Source organism: Cryobacterium sp. HLT2-28 (assembly GCF_004402495.1).
GTDB classification, from domain to species: Bacteria; Actinomycetota; Actinomycetes; order Actinomycetales; family Microbacteriaceae; genus Cryobacterium; species Cryobacterium mannosilyticum.
In genome coordinates, this window is record NZ_SOFH01000030.1 from 25,751 (window position 1) to 33,499 (window position 7,749).

Genomic DNA, 7,749 nt, shown 5'->3' on the forward strand with positions numbered 1-7,749 from the left:
TTTTCAGCTCAGTCACCTTGGAATTCCCCCCGGTGAGTAGTGCAATCTCTGGGTCCAGAGTAGTCGAGTGTTCGGTGTGATTCCCGAACAAACCGGTTACCGTGCCGAGGTGTGCCAGCATTGGTCTCGTGACGGACCCGCAGAACTGGCAGTCCCCGACGAATGACGGGCAGAATGGACCGCGCTATGGCGAGCAGGTCCCGCCGCTCGCGCCGCCCGGCGGCGGTCCCCAGCCCGGCTGGAACGTGCCGTCCGGCTGGACTCCACCCCCACGACCCGGGCTGATCCCCCTGCGCCCACTGGGCTTCGGCACCCTGCTCTGGGCCCCGTACCAGGTGCTCCGCCGGAACCCGAAGGCCACCTTCGGGAGCGCCCTGCTCATCCAGGCCGTGGTCACACTGGCCACACTCGTCGTCGTCGGCTCGGTCACGTTTTTCGCGCTCAGCCGGGTGGACAGTGCGCCGCTCGCCGAACGTGACGCGGTGCAGGCCGGAGCCTGGGTCGGCATCGCCCTGTCCGCGCTGGTCCCGATTGCGCTCTCGCTTGTCGCCGGCGCCCTGCTCCAGGGCGTCATCGTCCTGGAAGTCGCCCGGGCCACTCTCGGCGAGAAGCTCCGACTCGCCCAGCTCTGGCGTCTGGTCGGCCGCAGGCTCTGGCCGTTGGCGTTGTGGACCGTCCTGCTCAGCGCCGTCGCCGTGCTCGCCCTCGGCCTGGTGACCGGGGCCGTCGTGCTGTTCGTGACGCTCGGCGGGGCGTGGGTCGGCCTCGCAGTCGTCCTGGGCATCTTCGGCGTCCTGCTGTTCATCGCGGGCGCCGCCTGGCTGGGCACCAAGCTGTCCCTCGTGCCGTGCCTGATCGTGCTGGAGCGGCTCGGCCTCCGGAAGTCGGTTCAGCGGTCCTGGTCTCTCACCCGCGGGTACTTCTGGCGCACCCTCGGGGTGCAGCTCCTCGTCGCCGTGATCATCAACGTCGTCAGCCAGGTCGTCGTCACTCCCGTGTCCATCCTGTTCTCGGTTGCCACCTCGCTCGTCGATCCCAATGCCGGCTTCGACACCTACCTTCCCTCGGTCATCCTGTACGTTCTGGTGCTGTTCGTCAGCCTGGTGCTCGGCGCGGTCGCAACCGTCGTGCAGTCCGCGACCGTCGCGTTGATCTACATCGACCTGCGGATGCGCAAGGAAGGCCTCGACCTCGAACTCGCCAGGTTCGTCGAGTCCGCGCCGGGCAGCGGCGGAACGGACCCGTACCTGGTCGGCGCCGGCAGGGAGGCCCCAGGGGCATGATCGGCGGGTGGGGGCACGGAACGACGGTGCTGGCCGGCATCCCGGTCGACCCCGACGCGCCCGAAGCCCGCCGCTGGCTCCGGGAGGAGCTGGCGAAAGCGCCGTATCAGGCGGCCCGGCCGACCTGGTTCGACCGGCTTTCCCAGGCGGTCCTCGACTGGTTCGGCTCCCTGGTCGCACCGTCCGGCCAGGGCGTCGCCGGCTGGGTTCCGTTGATCGTGATCATCGTCGTCGCCCTGGTGCTCGCTGCGCTGTTGATCATCTTCGGCCTTCCCCGACTGAACCGGCGGAGCAGCCTGGCCGCCGACCTCTTCGGAGTCAACGACCGCCGCTCGGCCGCCGACCTGCGCACAGCGGCCCTGGCGGCCGCCTCGCACCGGGACTGGACCCTGGCCGGGATGGAGATGTTCCGGGCGCTCGCTCGCGGCCTGTTCGAGCGCACCATCCTGATGACGACGCCGGGCACGACGGCCCATTACTTCGCCGAACGGGCCGCCGAGGCCTTCCCCGGGGACAGGGTGCGCCTGGCCGCGGCCGCTGACGTGTTCGACGGCCTCCGTTACCTCGGGCAGGTCGGCACCGAGGAAGGTTTCCTCGCCCTGGCCGCCCTCGAAAGCGACCTCCGCGGGGCCGTCCCGGTGCGACGGGAAGATCCTGCCCCTGCGGTCCTGCCATGACCCCGGCGACGAATGCCGCCACCGCGCCTGCGATGACCCCGGCGCCGGTCGCGCCCGACGCGGTGTCGTCGACGCCGACCCTGCGCGCGGCACTCCGCCGGTCCGGCTTCTGGGTGGCCGCGGGCGCCGGCGCCCTGCTGGTCGCGATCATCGCGACCGCCGTCGCCGGTGGCAGCGCGTCGGGCGGACCTCCCCTGGCCGCGGACAACGCCGCCCAGGCCGGCGCCAGGGCCCTTGTCGAGGTGCTCAGGAACCAGGGGGTTGACGTGACCCTGGCCGGCACCCTCGAGGAAGCGACGGCCGCCGCGGCCCGATCGACGGACCCCACCCTGTTCTACTTCGATGCCGACGGCTACCTGACCCGCGACCGGGTCACAAGGATGGCCGGACTGGTCTCCCGCACCGTCGTCGTCGACCCGGACTTCGGCACCCTGCAGGCGCTCGCCCCCGGAGTCGGTTTCGGCGGACTGGCCGCCTCCGCCTCCCGGGCGGCGGGCTGCGACATCCCGTCGGCGGTCAAGGCCGGCCGGCTCTCCCCCGGCGGGAAGACCCTCACGATCGCCGCGGACGCGTCCGGGCTGACCGGGTGCTTCCCGACGGGCCGGGGCGCCTTCGCCCTGGTCGCCCGCCGCGACCAGGGCCGCACGATCACCCTCGTGGCCGACACCGCCGTGTTCAGCAATGACACGATCACCCGCAACGGAAACGCCGCGCTCGCCCTCAACCTGCTCGGGTCAAGCGGCGACCTGATCTGGTACCTGCCGACACTCGCGGACGTGGCCCGCACCGGGCCTCCGTCGCTCGGAGAGCTGACGCCGGGCTGGGTCACCCCGACACTGGTCCTGCTCGTGGTCGTCGCCCTGGCCGCCATGGTCTGGCGCGGACGGCGATTCGGCCCGCTCGTCGCGGAGAACCTCCCCGTCACCGTGCGAGCCAGTGAAACCGTGGAGGGCCGGGCCCGGCTCTACGCACGCAGCGGTGCCCGGCTGCGAGCCGTCGACGCCCTGCGGGTCGGAGCGCTCCAGCGCCTGGCCGGAAAGGTCGGCCTCTCCCGGCTGGCCGGCCTCGACGAGGTGATCCTCGCCGTGGCGGCGGCCACGGGCCGGGCACCCGGCGACGTGCGGGCCACGCTCGTCGACGCCGTGCCGGCAGGCGACCGCGACCTCATCGCCCTCTCAGACCAGATCCAGGATCTCGAGCGAGCCACGGCTCGCGCGACCACCTCACCGCCACCCGGAAGAATGGACCTATGAGCACCCACACCGCTGCCGTCGACACCCTCAGAGACTCCCTCGTCCAGGTGCGCACCGAGGTGGGCAAGGCGGTCGTCGGCCAGGACGGCGCGGTGACGGGACTGATCATCGCCCTGCTGGCGCGTGGACACGTGCTGCTGGAGGGGGTGCCGGGCGTCGCGAAGACGCTGCTGGTGCGCTCCCTCAGCCACGCCCTGAGCCTGGAGACCAAGCGGGTGCAGTTCACGCCCGACCTCATGCCCGGGGACGTGACCGGTTCCCTCGTCTACGACGCCAAGGTCGGCGAGTTCGAGTTCCGCAAGGGACCGGTCTTCACGAACATCCTGCTGGCCGACGAAATCAACCGCACGCCGCCGAAGACGCAGTCCTCACTGCTCGAGGCGATGGAGGAGCGCCAGGTCAGCGTCGACGGCGTGTCCCTGGCCCTGCCGGATCCGTTCATCGTCGCCGCCACGATGAACCCGATCGAGTACGAGGGAACGTACACGCTGCCGGAGGCGCAACTCGACCGGTTCCTGCTCAAGCTCGTGCTCGACATCCCGGAACGCGACGCGGAGTACGAGGTGCTCCGCCGGCACGCCGACGGTTTCAACCCCCGCGACCTGGCCGGCGCCGGGGTCACCGCCGTGCTCGGCGCGGAGGAGCTGCACGCGGCGCAGGCGGCCGTCGCATCCGTCGGTTCCAGCCCGGATGTGCTCGCGTACATCGTCGACCTGGCCCGGGCGACCAGGCGCAGCCCCTCGGTGAAGCTGGGTGTGAGCCCCCGGGGCGCCACCGCCCTGCTCGCCTCGGCCAAGGCCTGGGCCTGGCTGAGCGGTTATGACTCGATCACCCCCGACCACATCCAGGCGATGGTACTGCCGTGCTGGCGGCACCGGATCCAGTTGCGGCCGGAGGCCGAGCTGGAGGGCGTCGCGGTGGACGCGATCCTGCGCGCGGTCATGGCGCAGGTCCAGGTTCCGATCTAACGTGACCGTCACCGGTCGTTTCGTCGCGCTCGTCGCCCTGGGCGTCGTGCCGATCGTCGCGCTCGGGCGCACCCCGGGCACCGCCGCCCTGGTGCTCGGCCTGTGGCTGCTGGTCGTGCTCGGCGCGGGCACGCTCGACCTCGCACTGGCCGGGTCGCCGAGGACCCTGTCGCTCGTGCGCAGCCTGCCGGCCAGGGTGCGCCTGGGCGAGACTGTCATGAGCGACCTCTACCTGACCAACACCGGGACGAGGCGCCTGCGGGCGATCGTCCGGGACGGCTGGCAGCCGTCGGCCGGCGCCGGCAACAACCGCACCCCCGTGCTCATCCCGCCGGGAGAACGACGCCTCGTCTCCCTGCGGCTGGCGCCGTCCCGCCGCGGAGAGCGCCGGGTGAACCAGGTGACGGTGCGATCGAACGGCCCGCTCGGCCTGTGGGCCAGACAGGCGACCCTCGAATGCCCCGGGCGGGTGAGGGTGCTGCCCCCGTTCAACGCCCGCAAACACCTGCCCTCCCGGATCACGCGGCTCAAGGAACTGGACGGCCGCACCAGCCTTCTGGTGCGCGGGCAGGGCACGGAGTTCGATTCCCTGCGCGAATACGTGCGGGGTGATGACGTCCGCTCCATCGACTGGAGAGCCACCGCCCGGCACAGCGATGTCATGGTGCGCACGTGGCGACCGGAACGCGACCGGCGCGTCGTCATCCTGGTCGACAGCGGGCGCACCTCCGCCGCCCGCATCGACGACGAACCGCGACTCGACACCGCCTTCGAGGCGTCGCTCCTGCTCGCCGCACTCGCGTCCCGGGCCGGCGACCACGTCGACTTCATCGCGTACGACCGCCGGGTGCGCGGCAGTGTGCAGGGCGCCCAGGGCACCGAGCTCCTGTCCCGGATGGTCGACGCCATGGCGGTGATCGAGCCCGAACTGATCGAGATGGACTGGTCCGCCGTGCCCGGCCAAATTCGCGCCGTGACCAGCCAGCGGGCGCTCGTCGTTCTCGTCACCTCGATCGACGCGGCCGGTGCCTCCACGGCGCTGCTGTCGATGCTGCCGCAGCTGACCCGCCGGCACACGGTCGTGGTGGCGTCCGTCGCCGACCCGACCACCCTGCTGGCCAGCCGCCGGCGGGGCAACCGGGAAGAGGTCTACCGCGCGGCGGCCGCCGAACGGGCCATGCTCGACGTCGCCCGGGTGTCCGCCGCCATCCGTCAGCAGGGCGCGGATGTCGTCACCGCTGCCCCCGCGGACCTGCCGCCGGCCCTCGCGGATCGTTACATCGCGCTCAAGGCCGCCGGGCTGCTCTGATCCGCTGGTCTGCTCTCCGCCGCTGGCCTGCTGTCCGCCGCCGGTCTGCTGTGGCTGAGCGCGCCGCCGGCCCGTTCAGGCCGCGTAGATGCGCGTGGCCCCTGCCTCGAACTCGGCCAGGTCGCCCGTCTCGCCGGCGCGCGCGGCCCGGCCGCCGAGCACGAGCATGTAGGCGAGGAATCCGAGGAGCGCGACGGCCCCGATACCGATCTTGACGGGCCACGGCCACGGTGCCGGGGTGACGAAGCCTTCGATGATGCCGGAGACGAAGAGCACCAGCACGAGCCCGATGGCGACCGTCGACAGGGCTCGGGCGTCTTCGGCCAGCGCCTGTGCCCGGGTGCGCCCGCCTGGGGCTATCCACGCCCAAAAGATCCGGAGCCCGCCGGCCGCGGCCACGAAGATGGCAGTCAGCTCGAGCAGGCCGTGCGGCGCGATGTAGAGGAGGAAGACGTCGCCCTTGCCGTAGGCGAACATGACGCCGGCGGCAACGCCGATGTTCTGCGCGTTCTGGAGCACGATGTAGGGCACGTAGACCCCGAGGATCCCGAACGCGATGCACTGCGCGGCGATCCAGGCGTTGTTGGTCCAGACCTGCCCGGCGAAGGACGCCGCCGGATTCTCGGAGTAGTAGTTCACGAAGTCCTCGTTCGCCATCTTCTGCAACTGCGCATCGGAGCCGAAATTCGCGAGGACCTGCGGATTACCCGTCGCCCAGACGGCGTAGAGGGCCGCGACGACGGCCGTGACAACCGCGACAGCGAGGGTGAGCCAGCGCAGGCGGTACAGGGCCGCCGGCAGCTGGAGCACGAAGAAGCGAGGCACCTGGGACAGCACGTTCGCGCTCGCACCGGTGAACCGCAGACGGGCTCGGGACAGTGCCACGGACAGCCGGTCTCCGACAAGGGTGGAGCCGGCGGTGGTCTTGATGAACGAGAGCTCGGTGGCCCCCGCCTGGTAGCGCGCGATCAGCTCGTCGGACTGCGCGCCGGAGAGCCGGCGCTGGGAGCCGAGTTCGGCCAGCCGGTCCCATTCGGCGCGGTGCGCCGCTGAATACGCGTCGAGGTCCATCTGCTCTAATAGTAGACATGGCGGAGCACGGGAATGTGGCCGATCACGGCGAGTATCCTCGCAACGAGTTCGAACTCGTGACCGGCGAAGCCGTGGCGCTCGATGTGCGCCCGGCCAGCGTCATCCTGCGTGCCGCGGGCACGATCATCGATTGGCTCGCCTACCTTCTCCTGTTCCTGGTGATGGCATTGGCGGTCATCTGGCTGGTGGGCGATTCGATCGACGTGGCACTGGCCAGGGCCCTGAGCATCTCGGGACTGGTGTTCTCCATCCTCATCGTCCCGATGACCGTGGAAACGCTCATGGGAGGCCGCAGCCTGGGCAAGCTGGCGATCGGCGCCCGGATCGTGCGGGACGACGGCGGAGCGATCCAGCTGCGCCACGCGTTCATCCGCGCCCTCGTCGGCGTGATGGAGTTGTACTTCACCTTCGGCGGGCTCGCCGCGATGACAGCTCTGCTCAACGGCAGGTCCAAGCGGCTGGGCGACCTGCTCGCCGGCACCTACAGCCAGCACGAACGCGTCCCGGCGGACGCCGCCCCGGTGCGGGGCCTTCCGCTCGAGCTCGAGGAATGGTCGCAGATCGTCGACATCGTGCGGCTCCCCGACCAGCTCTCCCGAAGAATCGCGCAGTTCCTGCGGCAGGCGTCCCGGCTGACCCCGGACTCGCGGACGCGGCTCGCCTCCGGCCTGGCCGATGAGGCTTCCGCGTTCGTGTCGCCGCTCCCGGCGGTGCCGTCGGAGGTGTTCCTGCTCGGGGTCGCCGCGGTGCGCCGCGACCGCGAATACGCGGCACTGCTGCTGGAGCGCAGCCGCCTGGAGCGTCTGCGGCCCGCGCTCGAGAACCTCCCGCACGGCTTCCCGAACCGGTAGCCCGCGGAAGCCGCAGCCGTGGCCCCCGCTTGCGTCTGGGCGCTCGTGGCGCAGGGTGCGCCTCGGGGCGCATGTTCCTGGGTGCGCCGGCTTGCCGAACCTGCGCCGCGAGCATCGCCCGGCGGGGTCGGGTGCTGGCCGGGCCTGATCGCGGGGTTGGGGCGCGTCGGCAGGTTAACGCAAGGAAGGCCACCCTGGTGGGGTGGCCTTTCTTGATCAGCGTAAGGCTTAACGCAAAATGGCCACCCATTGGGTGGCCATTTCACTTGTTGCTAAGTTAAGTCCGGCGGTGTCCTACTCTCCCACAGGGTCCCCC

The 7,749-nt window shown here is 71.1% G+C and carries 7 protein-coding genes; 6 read left to right on the forward strand and 1 reads right to left on the reverse strand.

Features of this window, described 5'->3' with window-relative positions; translation table 11 throughout:
• Positions 1-128: 128 nt before the first annotated feature.
• Genes E3O48_RS16435 through E3O48_RS16455 form a run of 5 tightly spaced genes read left to right on the forward strand, consistent with a single transcriptional unit; the run spans position 129 to position 5,490 of the window.
• On the forward strand, positions 129-1,283 hold the full coding sequence (locus tag E3O48_RS16435) for a glycerophosphoryl diester phosphodiesterase membrane domain-containing protein (RefSeq protein WP_166788737.1): 1,155 nt from the start codon (positions 129-131) through the stop codon (positions 1,281-1,283).
• Positions 1,280-1,960, forward strand: a complete 681-nt coding sequence (locus E3O48_RS16440; RefSeq protein ID WP_134540628.1) for a DUF4129 domain-containing protein — start codon at positions 1,280-1,282, stop codon at positions 1,958-1,960. Before E3O48_RS16435 ends, E3O48_RS16440 begins: the two co-directional genes overlap by 4 nt.
• A complete protein-coding gene (locus E3O48_RS16445; protein WP_134540631.1) occupies positions 1,957-3,213 on the forward strand; it encodes a DUF4350 domain-containing protein in 1,257 nt (418 codons plus the stop codon). Before E3O48_RS16440 ends, E3O48_RS16445 begins: the two co-directional genes overlap by 4 nt.
• Positions 3,210-4,181: a MoxR family ATPase gene (locus tag E3O48_RS16450; RefSeq protein ID WP_134510730.1), complete on the forward strand. Its 972-nt coding sequence runs from the start codon at positions 3,210-3,212 to the stop codon at positions 4,179-4,181. The genes E3O48_RS16445 and E3O48_RS16450 overlap by 4 nt, the downstream gene beginning before the upstream one ends.
• Position 4,182: 1 nt before the next feature.
• Complete coding sequence (locus tag E3O48_RS16455; RefSeq protein ID WP_134540634.1) at positions 4,183-5,490, forward strand: DUF58 domain-containing protein; 1,308 nt, start codon at positions 4,183-4,185, stop codon at positions 5,488-5,490.
• Positions 5,491-5,565: 75 nt separating this feature from the next.
• Here E3O48_RS16455 and E3O48_RS16460 read toward each other — a convergent pair whose 3' ends face one another.
• On the reverse strand, positions 5,566-6,561 hold the full coding sequence (locus E3O48_RS16460; RefSeq protein ID WP_134540637.1) for a stage II sporulation protein M: 996 nt from the start codon (positions 6,559-6,561) through the stop codon (positions 5,566-5,568).
• 17 nt (positions 6,562-6,578) lie between these two features.
• Between E3O48_RS16460 and E3O48_RS16465 the strand changes: the two genes are divergently transcribed.
• Complete coding sequence (locus E3O48_RS16465; protein WP_134540640.1) at positions 6,579-7,433, forward strand: RDD family protein; 855 nt, start codon at positions 6,579-6,581, stop codon at positions 7,431-7,433.
• The last annotated feature ends 316 nt before the right edge of the window (positions 7,434-7,749 follow it).

What these genes read in the sequence shown, in the direction of transcription:
- E3O48_RS16450 (WP_134510730.1), top strand. Translation starts at nt 3,210, where the DNA reads ATGAGCACCCACACCGCTGCCGTCGACACCCTCAGAGACTCCCTCGTC.
- E3O48_RS16460 (WP_134540637.1), bottom strand. Translation starts at nt 6,561, where the DNA reads ATGGACCTCGACGCGTATTCAGCGGCGCACCGCGCCGAATGGGACCGG.
- E3O48_RS16440 (WP_134540628.1), top strand. Translation starts at nt 1,280, where the DNA reads ATGATCGGCGGGTGGGGGCACGGAACGACGGTGCTGGCCGGCATCCCG.
- E3O48_RS16445 (WP_134540631.1), top strand. Translation starts at nt 1,957, where the DNA reads ATGACCCCGGCGACGAATGCCGCCACCGCGCCTGCGATGACCCCGGCG.
- E3O48_RS16465 (WP_134540640.1), top strand. Translation starts at nt 6,579, where the DNA reads ATGGCGGAGCACGGGAATGTGGCCGATCACGGCGAGTATCCTCGCAAC.